General features: G+C 72.6%; 12 protein-coding genes. 7 read left to right on the top strand and 5 right to left on the bottom strand.

The window, feature by feature from the left end; all coding sequences use genetic code 11:
• Positions 1–78: 78 nt before the first annotated feature.
• The 4 genes from ACZ3OF_RS21865 to ACZ3OF_RS21850 all read right to left on the bottom strand — a co-directional run bounded on the left by ACZ3OF_RS21865 (position 79) and on the right by ACZ3OF_RS21850 (position 6,698).
• Positions 79–1,428, bottom strand: coding sequence for a maltokinase N-terminal cap-like domain-containing protein (locus tag ACZ3OF_RS21865; protein WP_467306310.1), 1,350 nt, complete (start codon positions 1,426–1,428; stop codon positions 79–81).
• Between the two features lie 241 nt (positions 1,429–1,669).
• On the bottom strand, positions 1,670–3,379 hold the full coding sequence (treS, locus tag ACZ3OF_RS21860; RefSeq protein ID WP_361599651.1) for a maltose alpha-D-glucosyltransferase: 1,710 nt from the start codon (positions 3,377–3,379) through the stop codon (positions 1,670–1,672).
• Positions 3,376–5,361, bottom strand: coding sequence for an alpha-1,4-glucan--maltose-1-phosphate maltosyltransferase (locus ACZ3OF_RS21855; RefSeq protein ID WP_361672398.1), 1,986 nt, complete (start codon positions 5,359–5,361; stop codon positions 3,376–3,378). Before ACZ3OF_RS21855 ends, treS begins: the two co-directional genes overlap by 4 nt.
• Before the next feature lie 395 nt (positions 5,362–5,756).
• Positions 5,757–6,698 (bottom strand): SDR family oxidoreductase, encoded by a 942-nt coding sequence (locus ACZ3OF_RS21850; protein ID WP_361672395.1) that lies wholly within the window; start codon positions 6,696–6,698, stop codon positions 5,757–5,759.
• Between the two features lie 115 nt (positions 6,699–6,813).
• On the opposite strand from ACZ3OF_RS21850, the gene ACZ3OF_RS21845 reads away from it, so the two are divergent.
• The 7 genes from ACZ3OF_RS21845 (at position 6,814) to ACZ3OF_RS21815 (ending at position 18,245) form a co-directional block, all read left to right on the top strand.
• Complete coding sequence (locus ACZ3OF_RS21845; RefSeq protein WP_361672392.1) at positions 6,814–7,794, top strand: AraC family transcriptional regulator; 981 nt, start codon at positions 6,814–6,816, stop codon at positions 7,792–7,794.
• A gap of 287 nt (positions 7,795–8,081) precedes the next feature.
• Positions 8,082–9,515 carry a 4-hydroxyphenylacetate 3-hydroxylase family protein gene (locus tag ACZ3OF_RS21840; protein WP_467306305.1) on the top strand — a complete coding sequence of 478 codons (1,434 nt, stop codon included), beginning with the start codon at positions 8,082–8,084 and terminating at the stop codon, positions 9,513–9,515.
• 460 nt (positions 9,516–9,975) lie between these two features.
• Positions 9,976–11,403, top strand: a complete 1,428-nt coding sequence (locus tag ACZ3OF_RS21835; protein WP_467306303.1) for an MFS transporter — start codon at positions 9,976–9,978, stop codon at positions 11,401–11,403.
• A 177-nt stretch (positions 11,404–11,580) separates the two neighbouring features.
• Positions 11,581–12,837: a monodechloroaminopyrrolnitrin synthase PrnB family protein gene (locus ACZ3OF_RS21830; protein ID WP_361672381.1), complete on the top strand. Its 1,257-nt coding sequence runs from the start codon at positions 11,581–11,583 to the stop codon at positions 12,835–12,837.
• Positions 12,834–14,180 carry an FAD-dependent monooxygenase gene (locus tag ACZ3OF_RS21825; RefSeq protein ID WP_467306301.1) on the top strand — a complete coding sequence of 449 codons (1,347 nt, stop codon included), beginning with the start codon at positions 12,834–12,836 and terminating at the stop codon, positions 14,178–14,180. Before ACZ3OF_RS21830 ends, ACZ3OF_RS21825 begins: the two co-directional genes overlap by 4 nt.
• A gap of 138 nt (positions 14,181–14,318) precedes the next feature.
• A complete protein-coding gene (gene glgP, locus ACZ3OF_RS21820) occupies positions 14,319–16,904 on the top strand; it encodes an alpha-glucan family phosphorylase (RefSeq protein WP_361672376.1) in 2,586 nt (861 codons plus the stop codon).
• A gap of 114 nt (positions 16,905–17,018) precedes the next feature.
• Complete coding sequence (locus ACZ3OF_RS21815) at positions 17,019–18,245, top strand: alginate lyase family protein (RefSeq protein WP_361672374.1); 1,227 nt, start codon at positions 17,019–17,021, stop codon at positions 18,243–18,245.
• 13 nt (positions 18,246–18,258) lie between these two features.
• Here ACZ3OF_RS21815 and ACZ3OF_RS21810 read toward each other — a convergent pair whose 3' ends face one another.
• Positions 18,259–19,812: a sensor histidine kinase gene (locus tag ACZ3OF_RS21810; protein WP_467306297.1), complete on the bottom strand. Its 1,554-nt coding sequence runs from the start codon at positions 19,810–19,812 to the stop codon at positions 18,259–18,261.
• Between the last annotated feature and the right edge of the window lie 31 nt (positions 19,813–19,843).

Genomic DNA, 19,843 nt, shown 5'->3' with positions numbered 1-19,843 from the left:
ACGCAACCGCAACGGCGCGGGTCCCGCACAGGACACTCCGCCGAACGGGCTGCGCGCGCCCACGACGGGGGTCCGGGGTCATTCCGCTCCCGCGAGACGTTCGATCGCGGCCATGGGGACCGGGAGCCAGTCCGGACGGTGGCGGGCCTCGTAGAGGACCTCGTAGACGGCCTTGTCCGTCTCGTACGCCCGCAGCAGCGCCGGGTCCGAGCGCGGGTCGGTGCCGGAGGCCTCCGCGTAGCCCGCGCAGTACGCCGCCCGGCAGCGGGACGCCCACTCGGGCTTCCACGGGCGGTGCGTGCGTGCCGCGTAGTCGAAGGAGCGGAGCATCCCCGCGACGTCACGGACCGCCGGTTGCGGGCGGCACCGCTCGGCGAGCGGCTTCGCGGGCTCACCCTCGAAGTCGATCACCGCCCAGCCGCCGTCCGTCGCCCGGAGCGTCTGCCCCAGGTGCAGATCGCCGTGCACCCGCTGCAGCCGCCCCGCGCCGACCGTGTCCCCGGCCGCGGCGAAGACCGCCCGCAGCCCCGGCACGTACGGCAGCAGCGCCGGTACCGCCTGCGCCGCCGCGTGCAGCCGCTGGTCCATCTCGGCGGCCAGATGCTCCGTCTGCGTCCGGTGCAGGCGCTCCGTCGGCAGCGCGTTCGCCAGCGCGAGGTGCACCTCGGCCGTCGCCCGGCCGAGCGCGTGCGCCTCGGCCGTGAACTCGCGGCCCTCCGCCAGCGCGTCGAGGGCCAGCCGCCATCCGTCGCGCGAGTCCGCCAGATACGGCTGGAGGACGCCGAGCGTGCTCGCGCCCGACTCGAACCAGGCCACCGGCGCCGGTACCCGCGCGCACCCGGCCCGGGCCAGCGCGAGCGGCAGCTCCAGATCCGGGTTCACGCCGGGGCTGACGCGACGGAAGATCTTCAGGATGTACGTATCGCCGTACACGAGCGAGGAGTTGGACTGCTCGGCGTCCAGGACCCGTGGCGCCAGCGACGGGGGCAGCGGCCCCGAGCCGTGGAACGTCAGCGGGCCGATCCGGCCCGGGGTGCGCAGCCGCTCGTAGATCAGTCCGGCGAGCCGCGGGTCCCGCAGCCCTTCGTAGACCGCCCGCCCGGCCAACGGACCTTGCCGGATCCGCCCGATCAGGGCGGGGGCGAGGCGCGGCGGCAGCTGGGTCCGTACGCCCAGGAGCACTTGGTAGCAGTCGGCGGGCGTCCCGGCCGGGCGTCCCGGCTGTTCGACCCGTACCAGCAGATGCAGCAGCCCGGGACCCGTACCGTCCAGCGGCAGCAGCTCGGTGGCCGCTTCCAGTGTGAATCCGATGACCCGGCGGCCCTTGCCCGCGAACCAGCGCTGCCGGGGCAGCCATTCATGGAGCAGGGGAGCGAGTGACGGGAGGAGGGCGGCCGGGGCCCGGGTGGTGGATGCGGTCTCCGGCATGGCATCGCGTCCTTTCCCCGGGGGGCGCAGATTCGAGTTCGCGTGAATCGAGTTCAAATGCGCAGAGTGTCCCGGATGGCAGCATCGACTGTCCGGAAGTGCGGGACGTGTCGGGAGGGGAAGATCCGTATGGGCCCGACAAGAAGGCCCGTATGGACCTGAATCGACCGTGTGTGGGTCACAGTGCCCAGGGTGACGCGGGGGAAACCCGCCCCACCCCGGGCAGTTGGGCGATTTTCGGTCAGCTCTTGGCCGACCGGGCCTTCTTCAGACGGAACCAGTAGAAGCCGTGACCCGCCAGCGTCAGCAGATACGGCCACTGCCCGATCGCCGGGAACCGCACCTGGCCGATCAGTTCGACCGGGCTCATCCCGTCGAACTGCCGCAGGTCCAGCTCCGTCGGCTGCGCGAACCGCGAGAAGTTGTTCACGCAGAGCACCAGATCGTCGCCGGACTCCCGGAGGAAGGCGAGCACCGCCGGGTTCGACGACGGCAGCTCCGTGTACGAGCCGAGCCCGAAGGCCCGGTTCTGCTTACGGATCTCGATCATCCGCTTCGTCCAGTGCAGCAGCGAGGACGGCGAGGCCATCCCCGACTCCACATTGGTGACCTGGTAGCCGTGGACCGGGTCCATGATGGCCGGAAGCGTGAGCCGGCCCGGATCGCAGGACGAGAAGCCCGCGTTCCTGTCCGGTGTCCACTGCATCGGGGTCCGCACCCCGTCCCGGTCGCCGAGCCAGATGTTGTCGCCCATCCCGATCTCGTCGCCGTAGTACAGCACCGGCGAACCGGGCAGCGAGAACAGCAGCGCGGTGAACAGCTCCATCTGCTTGCGGTCGTTGTCGAGGAGCGGGGCGAGCCGCCGCCGGATGCCGATGTTCGCCCGCATCCGGGGATCCTTGGCGTACTCCGCGTACATGTAGTCGCGCTCTTCGTCCGTGACCATCTCGAGCGTCAGCTCGTCGTGGTTGCGCAGGAAGATGCCCCACTGGCAGCCGTCCGGGATCGCCGGGGTCTTGGCCAGGATCTCGGAGACCGGAGTGCGCGACTCACGCCGTACCGCCATGAAGATCCGTGGCATCACCGGGAAGTGGAACGCCATGTGGCACTCGTCGCCGCCCGAGGGGAAGTCCCCGAAGTAGTCGACCACGTCCTCCGGCCACTGGTTCGCCTCGGCGAGCAGCACCGTGTCCGGATAGTGGTCGTCGATCTCCTTGCGGACCCGCTTGAGGAAGGCGTGCGTGGCCGGGAGGTTCTCGCAGTTGGTCCCCTCCTGCTGGTACAGGTACGGCACGGCGTCCAGCCGGAAGCCGTCGATGCCGAGGTCCAGCCAGAACTTCAGCGCCGAGAGGATCTCCTCCTGCACCGCCGGGTTCTCGTAGTTGAGATCCGGCTGGTGCGAGAAGAAGCGGTGCCAGTAGTACTGCTTGCGCACCGGGTCGAAGGTCCAGTTCGACGTCTCCGTGTCGACGAAGATGATCCGTGCGTCCTGGAACTGCTTGTCGTCGTCGGCCCAGACGTAGTAGTCGCCGTACGGCCCGTCGGGGTGGGCGCGCGACTCCTGGAACCACGGGTGCGCGTCGCTCGTGTGGTTCATGACGAAGTCGATGATCACGCGCATGCCGCGCTGGTGCGCCGCGTCCACGAACTCCACGAAGTCGGCGAGGTCGCCGAACTCCGGCAGCACGGAGGTGTAGTCGGCGACGTCGTAGCCGCCGTCCCGCAGCGGGGACTTGAAGAACGGCGGCAGCCAGAGGCAGTCGACGCCCAGCCACTGCAGGTAGTCCAGCCTGGACGTGATGCCCTTGAGATCGCCTACGCCGTCCCCGTTGCTGTCCTGGAAGGACCGTACGAGCACTTCGTAGAAGACGGCCCGCTTGAACCAGTCCGGATCACGGTCCTTGGCGGGCGTGTCCTCGAAGGTGTCAGGGACGGGTTCGTTGACTGTCATGGTGTGGGTGACCCTCCGGTCGACGGGGACGGTCGCAGAGCGAAGACGTGCGCGGGCGTGACACCCGGCTCGAGGCGCACATAGTTGGCCCTGCCCCAGTGATAGGTCTCGCCGGTGAGCTCGTCGCGCACCGGTACGGTCTCGTGCCAGTCCAGGCCGAGCTCCGGCATGTCCAACGAGACCGTGGCCTCCTGGGTGTGGTGAGGATCGAGGTTCGCGACCACCAGAACGGTGTTCGAACCCGACCGCTTGCTGTACGCGATCACCGCGTCGTTGTCGGTGGTGTGGAAGTGCAGGTTCCGCAGCCGGCGGAGGGCCGGGTGGCGGCGCCTGACCCGGTTGAGCGTGGTGATCAGGGGCGCGATCGTGGCGCCCCTACGCTCCGCCGACTCCCAGTCCCGGGGCCGGAGTTGGTACTTCTCCGAGTCCAGGTACTCCTCGCTGCCCTCCCGCAGCGCGGCGCCCTCGCAGAGCTCGTAACCGGCGTACATGCCCCAGGTCGGGGAGAGGGTGGCCGCCAGCACCGCCCGTACCTCGAAGGCCGGCCGGCCGCCGGTCTGGAGGTAGGCGTGCAGGATGTCGGGGGTGTTCACGAAGAAGTTCGGCCGCATGTACGCCGCCGCGTCGCCGGACAGCTCGGTCGCGTACTCCGTGAGCTCGGCCTTGGTGTTGCGCCAGGTGAAGTACGTGTACGACTGCTGGAAGCCGATCGCGCCGAGCGTGTGCATCATCGCGGGCCGGGTGAAGGCCTCCGCCAGGAAGATCACGTCCGGGTCGGCCCCGTTGATCTCACCGATGACCCGCTCCCAGAACACCACGGGCTTGGTGTGCGGGTTGTCGACGCGGAAGATCCGTACGCCGTGGTCCATCCAGTGCCGCAGCACCCGGACGGTCTCGGCGACGATCCCGTCCATGTCCTTGTCGAACGCCACGGGATAGATGTCCTGGTACTTCTTCGGCGGGTTCTCGGCGTACGCGATCGAGCCGTCCGGGCGGTGGTGGAACCACTCGGGGTGCTTCTCCACCCACGGGTGGTCCGGCGAGCACTGCAGCGCGAAGTCGAGCGCGATCTCCAGGCGCAGTTCGCGGGCCCGGGCCACGAAGGCGTCGAAGTCCTCGATCGTGCCCAGGTCCGGGTGGACCGCGTCGTGGCCGCCCTCGGGGGAGCCGATCGCCCACGGCACGCCGACGTCGCTGGGGCTCGCCGAGAGCGCGTTGTTGGGGCCCTTGCGGTGCGTGGTGCCGATGGGGTGGATGGGCGGGAGGTAGACGACGTCGAAACCCATCGCCGCGATGGCCGGAAGACGTTCGGCCGCGGTCCGGAACGTACCCGGTTTCGTACGGCCCCGGACCTTCTTCACGCCCTCCGAGCGCGGGAAGAACTCGTACCAGGAACCGAACAGGGCCCGCTCGCGCTCCACCTGGAGCGGCAACGCGGGGGAGGAGCTGACCAGTTCGCGCAGCGGGTGCCGGTCCAGGGTCTCGGTCACCCGCGGGGCGAGCGCCGCCGCGAGCCGGGCCGCCGCCGGCCGGGACTCGTCGCGCATGGCGTCCGCCGCGGCCAGCACCGCCTCACGGCCGCCGCCCTTCTTCGGGACGCCCTTCGCGGCGCGCTCGTGCAGCTCCGCGCCCTCGGCGAGCACGAGCTCGGAGTCGATCCCGGCCGGGATCTTGATCTTCGCGGCGTGCCGCCAGGTCGCCAGCGGGTCGCTCCACGCCTCGACCGTGTACGTCCACCGGCCCTCGGCGTCCGGCGTGACCTCGGCTCCCCACCGGTCGGTACCGGGGGCCAGTTCGCGCATCGGGATCCAGGGGCCGGGACGGCCGGACGGGCCGCGCAGCACGACATTGGCGGCGACGGCGTCGTGGCCCTCGCGGAAGACGGTGGCCGACACCTCGAAGGTCTCACCTGCCACCGCCTTCGCGGGGCGGCGACCGCAGTCGACCAGCGGGCGGACGTCCAGAACGGGAATGCGTCCCATGAGCGGATTCACAGCATCACCTGAGGGGGTACGGGGGTGCGGGTGGTGGTGCGCTCTTTGTAGCTCCGTCGACGGCTTGCGGGTTGCGGGCATGGCCGCTCCTGTCCGCGTTCACTCGGATGGCGGGTCTACGGGATGTACGTACGGGGGTGTACCGGGGTGTACGGGGGTGTACCGGGGGAGCCTTCCACCCACTCGGGGTGGGCAATCCGGCGCTTTGTTACCTACTCGGGCGTAGTGGCGCGTGCAAGGACACGGTGCCCACAACAATCCGGCCCCGTCCTTGTGGGACGGGGCCGGATGGCCGAATCTCTGCGGCGGCTCGTCGAGGCCGGATCGCCGCGGGGGCGCTTGCCTGACGGCCGTACGCCCCATCGGGCGCCCGTGTCGCCGCGTCAGCCCTGCGGGGACGGGGACTGCTCCTCCGTGTCGCCGGACCACATCTGCCACGGCTGACGCGTCACCCACTCCTCCACCGGCGCCGGCCGTACGCGGAGCACCTCCGCCGACACCCCGTCGTCGGCCGCCAGGAGCAGCGGATCGGCGCCCGTCGCCATGTAGTGGTAGATCCCCGCGACACCGGCCGCCGTCTCCGGCCCGAGCAGCTGGGCGAGCCCGCGCTCGAACGCCTCGGGCGGAAGCTGCAGATACCGCACCGCACGCCCGAGCCCACGGCTGAACGCGGCCGCCAGCTCCTCGCCCGTCAGCGACCGAGCCCCGCCGATGTCGAAGGTGCGGCCCTCCAGCCCCTCGACGGTCAGCGCCTGGTGCACCGCCTCGGCCAGGTCCCGGTGCGACATCCAGGCCGTCGGCGCGGTCGCGGGGAGCGGATAGGCCAGAATCCCCTCGTTCACCAGGGCCGGCCCGTTCCAGGGCGAGAACAGGTTGTCCAGGTACACCGGCGGCCGTACGACGACCAGCGGGACACCGCTGTCCCGCAGCTCCTGCTCGGCGATCCGCCGGGTCTCGAACGCGGCGACCGCGTTCGGCCCCTGCGGGACACGGGTGTTGGCGTTGAAGACCAGCCTCACGGTCCCCGCGGCCAGGGCCGCGTGCGCCACGTTCCGCGCGTAACGGCGAATCCGTTCCTCGTCGTACACCAGCGGCATCGTCACCACGGCGTGCGTGGTCCCCTCGAAGAGCCGCCGCACGTCGGCGGGGGTCGAAAGGTCGCCCGCGACGAAGAAGGCGCCGGGCAGCGGCGGACGGTCGCCCGCGGGGCGCCGGGTGAGCGTCCTGACCCGGTGGTGGCGCTCGACCAGCAGACGCGCGATCGCGCCGCCCTGGAAACCGGTCGCTCCGACGACCGCGACCCGCATCGGAATCTGACTGGACATGTGTGGTTGGGGCCCTTCGGTAGGGTGTGGTGCTGCCGTGACGTCTTTCTCAGGCTGGCGGCGGCGGCTCACACCGTTCAATTAACAAACCGGGGCGGAAGTTGAAGGATCGTCCATGGACACCGTGGCAACCGACCGTGACGACCGGCGTGAGGACGACGAGGCCGAGGACCTCCTGAGCGAACTGCTCAAACCGCTCCGCCTGACCGGCGTCTTCGACAGCCGCTGGCACGTTCGCGCGCCCTGGGCCATCGAGGGCGACGCCGAACAGAGCTGTGCCGTGCTCCACTACATCGTCGAGGGCGGCTGCTGGATCACGGGCGAGGGCCAGGCCCCGCTGGAGCTGCACGCCGGCGACCTGATCGTCTTCCCGACCGGCACCGCCCACCGGCTCTCCGACCGCCCCGACCGCCAGGGGGTGCCGCTCAGGGCCGTACTGCCCGAGCGCCGGCCCGGCACGTCGGGGGAGATCCGCATCGACGGCACCGGTGCGGTCAGCCGACTGCTGTGCGCCGGACTCCACTACGACGCCAGCGCCGCCAGCACGCTCTACACCTCGCTGCCCTGGGCCCTCGTCCTCGACGGCGCCCAGGTCGACCGCGAGCCCCTGCTCCGCGACACGCTCCGCCTCCTGGCCTCGCCGGACCGACCGGTCGGCCCCGGAGACCGCCTCATCACCCTGCGTGCCTTCGAGATGGCCCTCGTCCTCGCGCTCCGCCCCCTGCTGCGCGACCTCGCCGACAACCCGACGTCACTGCCGCTGCTGCGCCACCCGGGCATAAGCCAGGCCATGGTCATGATCGCCACCCGCTTCGCCCAGCCCTGGACGATCGACTCCCTCGCCCGCGAGGTCGGCATGTCCCGCTCGGCGTTCACGGCGGCCTTCCGCGACCTGGTGGGCGAGTCCCCGGCCCGCCACCTCACGTCCCGCCGCATGCAGGAAGCGGCCCGCCTCCTCGCCGAGACCACCCTGCCCCAGTCAGCGGTCCCGGCCCGCGTCGGCTACCAGAGCGCGGTCGGCTTCCACCTGGCGTTCCGGAAGTGGTTCGGGATGACACCGGGGGAGTACCGGTCGGGGGTGGAGCGGGCGGCGTGAATCCCTGCGTCGTCCGCGGTGCACTGCGGACGGGGAGACTCAGGTGTCCCGCTGTCGGACAGAAAGAGTCCCTGGAGGCGATGGCGCTCCAGGGACTCTTCTCATGAGCAGCGGCTGGGTCGTTCGCCGCCACGTAGCGCGGTGATCGATTCTTCACCGTGCGTGATCCGTACAAATGCCGCGTGAACGGGCGCGGACTGGCCGGTTCTTAAGGACCGGTGGACGGTCGTTCATTGCTTCTTGTGTCCTGTGACGGGAAGGCTCGGGTCCGGTACAAGGCGTGACACATGAGGAGAGGCGATATCACCGTGACGAGGTCCGGGCAGGAATATCTGGAGGCACTGCGCGACGGGCGCGAGGTCTGGCTCGACGGGGAGCGGGTCAAGGACGTCAGCGCGCACCCCGCCTTCCGGGCCACCGCGGCCTCCTTCGCCGGGCTCTTCGACCTCGCCCGTGACTCACCGCACGCACCGGACCTCATGTCGGGTGGCGTGCATCGCGCGTACGCCGTGCCCCGGTCGTACGAGGATCTCGTGGCTCGGCGGCGGGCGTACAAGGTGTGGGCCGAGGCCAGTTACGGCTTCCTCGGCCGTACCCCCGACTACATGGCCTCAGGTGCCGCCGGGTTCGCCGCCGCGCCCGAGGTGTTCACGACCGACCGGTTCGACGGCGCGGAGAACGCGCTCGCCTACCACCGCCGTCTCGCCGAGGGCGGGTTGTACTGCGCCTTCACCATCACCGATCCCGCCTGCGAGGGCGTGCGGGTCGTCGAGGAGCGTGACGGCGGGATCGTCGTGCGTGGTGCCAAGACCATCGGCACCGGGGCCGTCTTCGCCGACGAGATCCTCGTCGGGACCATCGAGCCGCTGCCGGACGGGGAGGTCGAGAGGGCCGTCTCGTTCTCCGTCAGGGTCGACACACCTGGGCTCAAGCTCGTCTCCCGGACGTCCTACGAGGCCAACGCCCGGTCCGTCTTCGACCACCCGCTCTCCTCGCGGTACGACGAGAACGACGCGCTGCTCGTCTGCGACGACGTGTTCGTCCCCTGGGACCGCGTGCTGACCTACCGGGACGTCACCTCGACCGCCGCCATGTGGTGGGAGACGCCCGCCTATCTGAACTTCACCCACCAGTCGTCCACCCGCTTCTGGACCAAGCTGGAGTTCCTCACCGGGATCGCGATCCTCCTCGCGCGGTCGAACGGCACCGACGGCATCCCTCAGGTCACCCAGGCCATCGGCCGGCTCCTCGGGATGGTCGCCCAGGCCAAGGCGTTCGTCCTCGGCGCGGAGGCGTCCTTCGAGCCCGTCGGCGGCGGACGCGGTGGGGTGCGGCCCGGGCAGGAGATCTCCTTCGCCCAGCGGATCATGGCCGGTGAGCTGTACCCGCGTGCCGTGGCGGACATCAAGCTGCTCGCCGGCGGGGCGATCATCCAGACTCCCGCCAGTGGGCGCGATCTGCTCCACCCCGAGCTCGGGCCGCTGATCCAGCGGTACGTCCGTACCCCCGGGGACCCCGCCGAGGACCGGCTCAAGCTCCTCAAGCTGGCCTGGGACGCCCTCGGTTCGGAGTTCGCCGGCCGCCACGAGCAGTACGAACGCTTCTACCAGGGCGCCCCTCACGTCTACCTCACGATGCAGACCTGGGCCGGTGCCGCCGACGCCTGCGAGAGCCTCGCGCGGACCTGCCTGGACGGCTACGACCTGGGCACGACGAAGTGAGGCGGCCTGGGGTGGGCGCGATACGGCCCCGTGACGACGGAACGTCTCCCGCCGCCGGGTCGGGTGCGTATCGACGGGGCGCGGCCCCTGGCCCGGCCCGATGCCGTGACCTCGATCCCGGTTGGGGGCGGCGCGGAAACTCCGCCCCCGGCCATGCCCGGCTCGGGGACCTCGATCCCGGTGGGGCCCGGCTCGGGGATCTCGATCCCGGTTGGGGGCGGTGCTCGGTCGCCGTCGAGCCGCCGTCCGTCGCCCGGTCCGGTGACGGGCCGCGCGCGCCGCGCGCGGTGCGGTCGACCGGGCGGCCGCGTCGCGGGCCGGACGGCCGGGACGTCGCGCTCCGCCCGCCGGGGGGCCGGCGGAGCGCGACCCGGCGCCCCGGCCGGCCCGAGGGCCCGGTCGGTGCCGTGCCGGCCGCGGCCCCGCGCGCGGCGCGCGGCGGAGACGCGGAGGCCGCGCCGTGAAGGACGCCCACGCCTTCCGCGGTGCTCTCTTTCTGCTCGCCACCACCCAGCTCCTCCTGATCCTCGACACCGCGATCGTCAACGTCGCGCTGCCCTCGATCGGGGCGGACCTCGGGGCGGGGTCCGCCGGCCTGTCATGGGTGGCCAACGCCTATCTGATCGCCTTCGGCGGGCTGTTGCTGCTCGGCGGACGCGCCGCCGACCTGCTCGGCCACCGGCGCGTGTTCCTCGCCGGGCTCGCGCTCCTCGCCGCCGCCTCCGCGCTCGGCGGGCTCGCGCCGAGCGCGGGTGTCCTGGTCGCCGCCCGGGCCGTGCAGGGAGTCGGCGCCGCGTTCGCCGCGGCCGCCGCGTTCGCCCTGCTGCTCGTCCTCTTCCCCGACGGGCCCGCCCGGCACAAGGCGCTCGGCGCGTTCGCCGCGATGGGCGGTCTGGGCGGCGTCCTCGGCACCGTGCTCGGCGGGGTCCTCACCGACCTCCTGAGCTGGCGTTCCACCTTCTGGCTCAACGTCCTCGCCGCGGCCCTGCTGATCCTGTGGGGATCGGCCGTCCTGGGAGGAGGCGGGACGAGCTCCCGCGCGTCCGGCTTCGACGTCGCCGGTGCGTTCTCCGTCACCGCCGGGCTCGCCCTCGTCGCGTACGCGCTCGTCGGATCCGCCGCCCATGGGTGGGTGTCCGTGCCGACCCTCGGCGCGGGCGGCGCCGGACTCGTCCTTCTCGCCGTGTTCGCCGTCGTCGAGACCCGTACCGCCCGGCCCCTCGTCCCGCCCGCCGTCCTCGCCCGTCCCGCGCTCCGGCTCGCCAACCTCCTCAGCGCCCTCGTCCAGATGACGTTGTTTCCGATGTTCTTCCTGGTCAGCCTCTACCTGCAGAGCGTTCTCGGGTACGCCCCGCTCGGCGGCGGCCTCGGGCTCCTCCCGCTCTCCCTCGTCGTCGTCGCGGTCGCCCCGCAGACCGGGCGGCTCATCTTCCGTCTCGGCCTGACCCGGACCATGACCCTCGGCTTCGTGCTGCTGTGCGCCGGGACCGTATGGCTCGCGCTCGCGCTCCGGCCCGACGGCACGTTCTTCACCACAGTCCTCGCGCCCAGCCTGCTCCTCGGGGCCGCCCTCCCGCTCGTCATGGTCGCCACCAACGTGGCCGCCACCGCCGACGCCGCCCCCGAGGAGACCGGGCTCGCCTCCGGACTCGTCAACACCGCCCAGCAGTTCGGCTCGGTGCTCGGCCTCGCCGTCCTCGTGGCCGTCGCCGCCACCCGTAACGAATCAGCCACCGCGGCCGCCCAGACCGGCGGGTTCCGGGCCGCTCTGCTCGTCGGCGGGGCCTTCGCCGCCGTCGCCGCGGTGATCTCCTTACGCTTGCGCCTGCCCACGCCCACGCCCACCCCGGCGCCGCCACGCCAGGGGCGCGTGGCCGAACCGCGATGACCACGGTGACCGCGGTGACCACGTAGACCCGGCGAGTGAACCGAAGGACGTCGCGGGTGTCGAAAGGGGAGATCGCGCGCAGGTCCCGAGGAACGCGGGACCGATGCGCGATCGACCGGCCGACGCGCGCGCGAGGCGTCCGGAGGTGAACGCGCCCCAAATGGAGGGGGCATTCCGTTGGCCCTGTACGACCTTGTCGCACCCCGTCTCGAGGAACGCGGCGACCCGCGCTATCGCATAGCCGACATACGCGACGCCGACCCGCTCGGCGCCGACGCCCTGCTCGCCGCGGTGCCCGCCATGAACGCCCGCGCCGATGTGCCCGCGCTCACCGTCGCGCTGCGGGCGCTCCTCCCGGACCGTGAACTGGCCGCCGAGTGGAGCGTCGTCGACGCGCTCGCCGCGATGCGCGACCTCGGCATCCTGCTCGGCTCGCTGAAACGTCACGGCACGCAGCCCACGGCCGCCGTCCCCGAGGTCCTGCCGATCCTCGAACTCCTCGGCCGCCGCACCGACATGGTGCCCCGCGACACCGTCCACCACTACACGACCTGGAACCCGCTCGGCCCACGTCAGCGCATGTACACCGGCGACCCCATGGAGGGCCGCCTCCAGGAGGCCGTCCGGATGTCGTTCCCGGGCCTGGTCGCCGCCCTGGACACCTGCGCGCGGCTCACCACGCTCGAACCGTACGATCCCGGTTTCGCCGTCGCGCTCGACCGCATCGCCCACCACGTCCAGTCCATCGTCGACGCCATCGACTTCACCGTCGCCCATGTCAGCCCGGAGTACTTCGCGCTCACCCTGCGCCCGTACTTCGAGGAGATCGACGTCGACGGGCGCGACTACCTCGGCCCCGCCGCCGCCCAGGTCCCCCTCTGGCTGGTGGACCTGACGCTCTGGCAGTGCGACCGCTCCGACGCGGCCTACGACGCGTTCCTCGCCGAATCCGTCCAGTACAGCCTGCCGTCCTGGCGGGACTTCCACGTCCGGTACGCCGGCGGGATCTCCGCCGTCAGCAAGCTCTCGGCCGCCGTCAGCTGGGAGAGCGGCGACCGGCTGCCCCCGCAACTGGCCGCCTCCGCCCACGCGCTCGGCCGGGTCCTGAAGATCCTCAAGACCTTCCGCGCCCGGCACATCGGCATCGCCCGCAAGGCGTACGCGGACGACGTGCGGCTCTACGAGGAGGGCAGCGGCGGCGCACCCGTCGCCCTGCTGCGCTCGATACTCGACCTGACCAGGGACAACGAGACGCTGGTACGCCGTGCGTCCAAGGGCGTACCGGGGGCGGCCCCTTCCACGGCCGCCCGGTCCAAGGCAGCCCGGTCCACGACGGCCCCCGCCGCCTCCCCGGCCCCTTCCCCCGTGGTCGCCGCCGCCCGTGCGCACGCGTCCGGGGTCCATGCCGCCGGCCGCCCAGGGGAGCTCCGATGACGCCCCCCGCTCCGTTCACCCCGCCCACACCGGACGGCGGACTGCTCCACATCGTCGTCGCGGGCGGTGGCATCGCAGGTCTCACCGCCGCCCTCTCCCTCCACGCCGCCGGATTCGACCGCGTCACCGTCGTCGAGTCCGTCCGTGAGAGCCGCCCGGTCGGCGCGGGTCTCAACCTGATGCCCCACGCGGTCCGCGAACTGGACGCGCTGGGTCTCCTCCCCCGCCTCGAAGCCGGCGCCCTGCGCACCCGCGAGCTGCGCTACTACCACCGCTCCGGCGGCCTGATCGCCCGGGAACCCCGCGGCGTGGGGGCCGGGTACCGGTGGCCCCAGCTCTCCATCCACCGCGCCCACCTCCAGCAGGTCCTGGCGGAGGCGGTACGGGAACGGCTCGGCGCCGCGGCCCTGGTGACGGGCGTCCGGGTGACCGGCGTCGAGCCGCTGCCCGACGGCCGTCCCCGGATCCAGCTGGTCCACCGCGACGGCGCCGTCCGGGGCCGGGCCTCCCTCGAGCCGGACGTCCTCGTCGGCGCGGACGGCATCCGCTCGGCCGTACGGGCGGCGCTCAACCCAGGTGAGGGCGCCCCGCCGTGGAACGGGACCCTGGTGTGGCGGGGGGTCTCCCGGATGCCGGCCCGATCTGTCGGCGCCTTCATGCTCATCGCGGGCGACGACCGGCAGAAGGCCGTGGTCTACCCGATGAGCGGGCCCTCGGGCCCCTCCCGCGAGGTCCTGGTGAACTGGGCCCTCGCCCGGCCGTCCGAGGCGGCGGACGAGCGCTACCTCGGCGACTGGAACCGCCCGGTCCCGGTGGAGTCGTTCCTGCACCACTACGAGAGCTGGGAGTTCGACGGCGTCAGCGTCACCGACGTCCTCAGGGCGGCCGACACCGCCCACGAGTACCCGATGGTCGACCGCGAGCCCCTGACGCGGTGGAGCCACGGCCGGACCACCCTCATCGGCGACGCGGCCCACGCCATGTACCCGGTCGGATCCAACGGCGCCTCGCAGTCCATCCTCGACGCGCGCGCCCTCGCCCACTCCCTCGCGCTCCACCACGACCCGGCCGAGGCACTCGCCGCCTACGAAGCGGACCGCAGGCCCGTCACCACCGAACTGCAGCGGGCCAACCGCAGGCTCGGCCCCGAGGTCGTCATCAACATGGCGCACGAGCGGGCCCCGCACGGCTTCACCGACATCCACCAGGTGATCCCCGCCGCCGAACTGGCCGCCGTCGCCGCACGCTACGCCGTCAGCGGCGCGGCCGACCCGGCCACCGTCAACGAGGGCTCGCCCTACGAGGTGCGACCCGGCGACCTGTCCGTCGGCGCGCCGCGCTGACGCCCTCCCGGGCCACGGCACCACCCCCGTGCGCCGTGGCCCGGGAGCGCGGGGTGGCCTACCTTCGGTGGATGCACAACCGGCTGCACAGCGTGGTGCGTCGGCTCCGCTCCGTCATCCCCTGCGAAGGTGGAACACGTGAAGGCAATCCGTCGATTCACCGTGCGTCCCGTCCTCCCCGACACCCTTCGACCTCTCACCGACCTCGCGCGGAACCTGCGCTGGTCCTGGCACGACCCGACCCGTGAGCTCTTCGGCTCCGTCGACCCCGACCACGCCGGCCGGGCGGGGGACCGCCGCGCCGACGACCTCGACCCGGTCCGGCTGCTCGGCTCCGTCTCCGCCGCCCGTCTCGCCGCCCTCGCCGGCGACGAGGACTTCCAGGCCCGGCTGCGCGCCGCGGCCGAGGACCTCGACCACTATCTGCACGCCCCCCGCTGGTACCAGGAGGAGCGGGAGCGGCGCGACGACCTGCCCGCCTGCATCGCCTACTTCTCGCCCGAGTTCGGGGTCGCCGCGGCCCTGCCCCAGTACTCCGGTGGCCTCGGCATCCTGGCCGGTGACCACCTGAAGGCCGCCAGCGACCTCGGCGTCCCGCTCGTCGGCGTCGGCCTGCTCTACCGGCACGGCTACTTCCGCCAGTCGCTCTCGCGCGAGGGCTGGCAGCAGGAGCAGTACCCCGTCCTCGACCCCGGCGAGCTGCCCGTCACCCTCCTCCGCGAGAGCGACGGCAGCCCCGCCCGGGTCACCCTCGCACTGCCCGGCGGCCGCTCCCTGCATGCCCACATCTGGACCGCGCAGGTCGGCCGCGTGCCGCTGCTGATGCTCGACTCCGACGTCGAGGGGAACGCGCCGGCCGAACGCGAGGTCACCGACCGGCTGTACGGCGGCGGCAGCGAGCACCGGCTGCTCCAGGAGATGCTGCTCGGCATCGGCGGCGTCCGCGCCGTCCGTACGTACTGCCGGCTCACCGGCACCCCCGCGCCCGAGGTCTTCCACAGCAACGAGGGCCATGCCGGTTTCCTCGGCCTCGAACGCATCCGGGAACTGGCCGACCGGGGTCTCGACTTCGACGCGGCCCTGGAGACCGTCCGCGCCGGGACGGTGTTCACCACCCACACGCCCGTACCCGCCGGTATCGACCGCTTCGAGCGGAGCCTCGTCGCCCGTCATCTCGGCGAGGACGGCGAGCTCTCCGGTGTCGACGTCGGCCGGATCCTCGCCCTCGGCGACGAGACCCCGCTCGGCGGCGAGCCCGGTCTCTTCAACATGGCCGCGATGGGCCTGCGGCTCGCGCAGCGCGCCAACGGCGTCTCCACCCTCCACGGGTCCGTCAGCCGTGAGATGTTCGCCGGACTGTGGCCGGGCTTCGACCCGGAGGAGGTGCCCATCGGCTCGATCACCAATGGCGTCCACGCGCCGACCTGGACCGCGCCGGAGGTGGGCCGTCGCGCCGAGGAGGCCGACGACCGGGAGCTGTGGGAGCTGCGCCGCACCCTGCGCGAACAGCTCGTGACCGAGGTACGGGAGCGGGTGCGGCGCTCCTGGCGGCAGCGGGGTGCCGGCGCCGCCGAACTCGGCTGGACCGACACCGTCCTGGACCCGGACGTGCTCACCATCGGGTTCGCGCGCCGGGTCCCGTCGTACAAACGGCTCACGCTGATGCTGCGCGATCCCGACCGGCTGCGGGCGCTGCTGCTCCACCCCGAGCGGCCCGTGCAGCTCGTCGTGGCGGGCAAGGCGCACCCGGCCGACCACGGCGGGAAGCGGCTGGTGCAGGAGCTGGTGCGGTTCGCCGACGACCCGCGGGTGCGGCACCGGATCGTCTTCCTGCCCGACTACGGCATGGCCATGGCGCGCAGGCTGTACCCGGGCTGCGACGTCTGGCTGAACAACCCGCTGCGCCCGCTGGAGGCCTGTGGGACGAGCGGGATGAAGGCGGCCCTGAACGGCTGTCTCAACCTCTCCGTCCTGGACGGCTGGTGGGACGAGTGGTACGAGTCCGACTTCGGCTGGGCGATCCCCACGGCCGACGGGGCCTCGGCCACGGACGAGGAGCGCCGCGACGACCTGGAGGCGGCCGCGCTCTACGAGCTGATCGAGCGCCGGGTCGCGCCCCGCTTCTACGACCGGGGCGCGGACGGGGTGCCGGTCCGCTGGACGGAGATGGTCCGCAGGACGCTTCGTGACCTCGGTCCGAAGGTGCTCGCCGACCGCATGGTGCGCGAGTACGTCGACCGGCTGTACGCGCCGGCGGCGCGGGCCCACCGGGCGCTGATGCCGGCGGCCGCGCGGGAGCTCGCGGAGTGGAAGTCCCGGCTGCGGGGCGCCTGGTCGAAGATCGCCGTCGACCACATCGAGGTGGGCGAGATCGGCGAGGACCTGGCCGACGCGGAGCTGGGCGCGACCACGGCGGTACGGGTGAGGGTGGCGCTCGGCGAACTGCTGCCGGACGACGTGGAGGTGCAGGCGGTGGCCGGCCGGGTCACCCCGGACGACGCGCTCGTGGACGCCCGGGTGTGCGTGCTGAAGCCCGCGGGCGGCCCGGACCTGGAGGGGAGGCTGCCCTACGAGGGCTCCCTCGTCCTGGACCGTACGGGCTCCTTCGGCTGCACGGTCCGGGTGCTGCCCGCCCACCGGCTGCTGGCCTCCACGGCGGAGCTGGGCCTGGTGACCCTGCCGACGGAGACGACGCGCGAGGGGGCGGGTGTTCTGATGCGCTGACAGGTATGGACCAGGGCCTTGACGTGTCCATGAACCGCCTTTAGGTTCCACGCTCGACGCGGAGTTCATTCACCCGCGCGTCGTTCACATACAGGAACGAAAGGCACCCCCCACATGCGCCTCAAAGCCCTGGTCCCCGCCCTCGCGGCCACTCTCGCGGCGGCCCTCGCCGTCACGCTCGCCCCGACGGCCGCCGCCGGACCCGAACAGGCCGCGGCGGCCCCGGCCGCCCCGGCCCAGGTCGCCGCTCCCGCGACCTTCACCCACCCCGGCGTGGTCGTGTCGCGCCCGCAACTCGACTTCGTAAGGTCGAAGGTGCAGGCCGGGGCGCAGCCCTGGAAGGCCGCCTACGACCAGATGATGGCGAGCTCCTACGCCTCCCTCACGCGCGCCCCCAAGCCGCGCGCGATCGTCGAGTGCGGCTCCTCCTCCAACCCCAACTACGGCTGCACGGACGAGCGGCAGGACGCCGTCGCCGCGTACACCCAGGCGCTGGCCTGGTACATCACCCGAGACGACCGCCACGCCCGCAAGGCGATCGAGATCATGGACGCCTGGTCGGCCGTGATCCGGGACCACACCAACTCCAACGCCCCGCTCCAGACCGGCTGGGCCGGCTCCTCCTGGCCCCGGGCCGCCGAGATCATCAAGCACACCTACACCGGCGGATGGGCCGGCTCCGGTCGCTTCGCGACCATGCTGCGCACCGTCTACCTCCCCGAGATCATCAACGGGGCCGCGACGAAGAACGGCAACTGGGAACTCATCATGACCGAGGCGGCGCTGGGCATCGCCGTCCACCTGGAGGACCGCGCGGCCTACGACAAGGCCGTGAAGACCTATCTCGGGCGGGTCCCCGCGTACATCTATCTGACCGGCGACGGCTCCACGCCCAAGCCGCCGCCGAACAGCAGCATCGACACCCGCGACGAGATCGTGAAGTACTGGCAGGGCCAGTCCACCTTCGCCGACGGCCTCTCCCAGGAGACCTGCCGGGACTTCGGCCACACCGGCTGGGGCCTCGCCGCGGCCGTCCACACCGCCGAGACCAGCCGTATCCAGGGCGCGGACCTCTATCCCCAGGTCTCCGAGCGGCTGCGGCACGCGCTCGGCTTCCACACCACGTACGAGAACGGCGCGGCGATCCCGTCCTGGCTGTGCGGCGGCACGGTGAAGCCGGGCCTGGGACGGGTGACGGAGGTCGGCTACAACGCGCTCCACGGCCGGATGGGGATCCCCATGACGAACACGGCGCGGTACACGGAGTCGCACAGGCCCTCCGGCACGGACAACTACTTCGTGTCCTGGGAGACCCTGACGCACGCGGGGAACCCGAACTGACCCCGGCGCCCCCTCACTCCACGACCGCCTTGCCCGCGAGCCTCCCGTCGACGAGGCAGAGGCGGTAGACGGGCACCGTCGCCGTCAGCGTCGCCCGGTAGTACAGACACCGGTCCATGCCGGACGGCTCCGGCGGGGCGTCGGCGGGCGGCCCGTCGAGCGGGTGCGGCGGAAGGCGCTCGGCGTCGGCGGACAGGGGGTCGCCGACGCGCAGGGAGACGTAGTCGTCCCGGTCCAGGAAGGACCGGGACTGCGTCCAGAGGCCGAAGACCAGCATCACGACACCGAGCGCGGCGACCAGCGCGAGCGGGATCCAGATCGCCTGCGCGAGCCCGCGCCGCACCTGCTGCCGCGCGCGGTCCCTTTCCCGTACGGAGGTGGGCGCGGCGGGCTGGGCGGGGGCCGCCGCCGTCGCGCCGGGCGCCAGGGGCAGTACCGCCCGGACGGCGAACCCCCCGTCCGCCCGGGCGCGATGGGTCAGCCGACCCCCGGCCAGCCGGACGCGCTCGTCGAGCCCGACGAGGCCGGTGCCGCCGGAGGGGCCCCGTTCCCCGTGCGCCCCCGTCCCGGGGCCGTTGGACACCGAGACCGTCAGCGTGTCGGCCGCGCGCTCCAGCGCGACCCGGACCGGGGCGCCCGGGGCGTGCTTGGCCGCGTTCGTGAGGGACTCCACCACCAGCCGGTGGACCGCCCGGTCGACCATCGGCGGTGTCTCACCGCCCGGACCCGTCACCGTCAGCTCCACCCGCAGCCCGGAGGCGCGCGCCCGCTCCACGACCTCCTCGACGGTCTCCCCGACGGGGGTCATCGGGGCGCTCGTCCCCCTCCCCTCACCGTCCTCGCCGGTCCTCAGGACGCCGATGATGTCGCGCAGCCGGGCGGTCGCGTCGGCGGCCGCCACGCGCAGCTCACCGGCCGCGGCCTGCTGCCGGGCGCCGAGTCCCGGGTCGACCTCGAGGGCGGCGGCCCGCAGCGCGATCAGCGCGAGGTCGTGGCCGAGGGAGTCGTGCATGTCGCCCGCGATCCTGGAGCGTTCGCGCAGCCGCTCCCGGTCGGCGACGGCGGCCTGCTCGCCCTCCATGCGGGCGGCCAGCTCCCAGCCCGCCCGCACGAGCCGGGCGTACTGGCGCACGTACCGGCCCGTCAGCCAGGGCGCGACGATCGCCAGGGCGAGGACCAGGACGACGGTGAAGCCCTGGGAGACGTTCCCGTCCGAGAGCGGGACGAGGGCGAAGCCGAGGACCGCGATCGCGGCGAAGAGGGCGAGCGCGGCACGGGTGTGCCGCTGGCGCCGCCCGGCGAGATAGCCGAAGACGACGAGTGCGAGCGCGTACGGAGGGGTGAACAGCTCCGGCGAGGTGGCGAGGCTCAGCGCGACGGCGAGGGCGAGCGCGAGCAGCGGCAGGACCCGGCAGACGGCCACCCCGGCCCCGAGCCCGACGACCCCCACGGCGACCTGCCCCCACGATCCGCCGTCGTCGGGATCGAGCCGCAGCAGGACGGGACAGACGAGCACCCCCCACAGCCCCAGGTCGAGGACCAGCTCCCGAAGTCGTTCACGCCGCATCCCCCCAGCTTCCCGCACGTGCGGTCCGGGG

The organism is Streptomyces sp. NPDC022552 (assembly GCF_055561875.1).
This window is presented reverse-complemented; position numbering and strand designations above follow the sequence as displayed.

What these genes read in the sequence shown, in the direction of transcription:
- ACZ3OF_RS21815 (WP_361672374.1), top strand. Translation starts at nt 17,019, where the DNA reads ATGCGCCTCAAAGCCCTGGTCCCCGCCCTCGCGGCCACTCTCGCGGCG.
- ACZ3OF_RS21840 (WP_467306305.1), top strand. Translation starts at nt 8,082, where the DNA reads ATGAGGAGAGGCGATATCACCGTGACGAGGTCCGGGCAGGAATATCTG.
- treS (WP_361599651.1), bottom strand. Translation starts at nt 3,379, where the DNA reads ATGACAGTCAACGAACCCGTCCCTGACACCTTCGAGGACACGCCCGCC.
- ACZ3OF_RS21845 (WP_361672392.1), top strand. Translation starts at nt 6,814, where the DNA reads ATGGACACCGTGGCAACCGACCGTGACGACCGGCGTGAGGACGACGAG.
- ACZ3OF_RS21825 (WP_467306301.1), top strand. Translation starts at nt 12,834, where the DNA reads ATGACGCCCCCCGCTCCGTTCACCCCGCCCACACCGGACGGCGGACTG.
- ACZ3OF_RS21865 (WP_467306310.1), bottom strand. Translation starts at nt 1,428, where the DNA reads ATGCCGGAGACCGCATCCACCACCCGGGCCCCGGCCGCCCTCCTCCCG.
- ACZ3OF_RS21850 (WP_361672395.1), bottom strand. Translation starts at nt 6,698, where the DNA reads ATGTCCAGTCAGATTCCGATGCGGGTCGCGGTCGTCGGAGCGACCGGT.
- ACZ3OF_RS21810 (WP_467306297.1), bottom strand. Translation starts at nt 19,812, where the DNA reads ATGCGGCGTGAACGACTTCGGGAGCTGGTCCTCGACCTGGGGCTGTGG.
- ACZ3OF_RS21855 (WP_361672398.1), bottom strand. Translation starts at nt 5,361, where the DNA reads ATGGGACGCATTCCCGTTCTGGACGTCCGCCCGCTGGTCGACTGCGGT.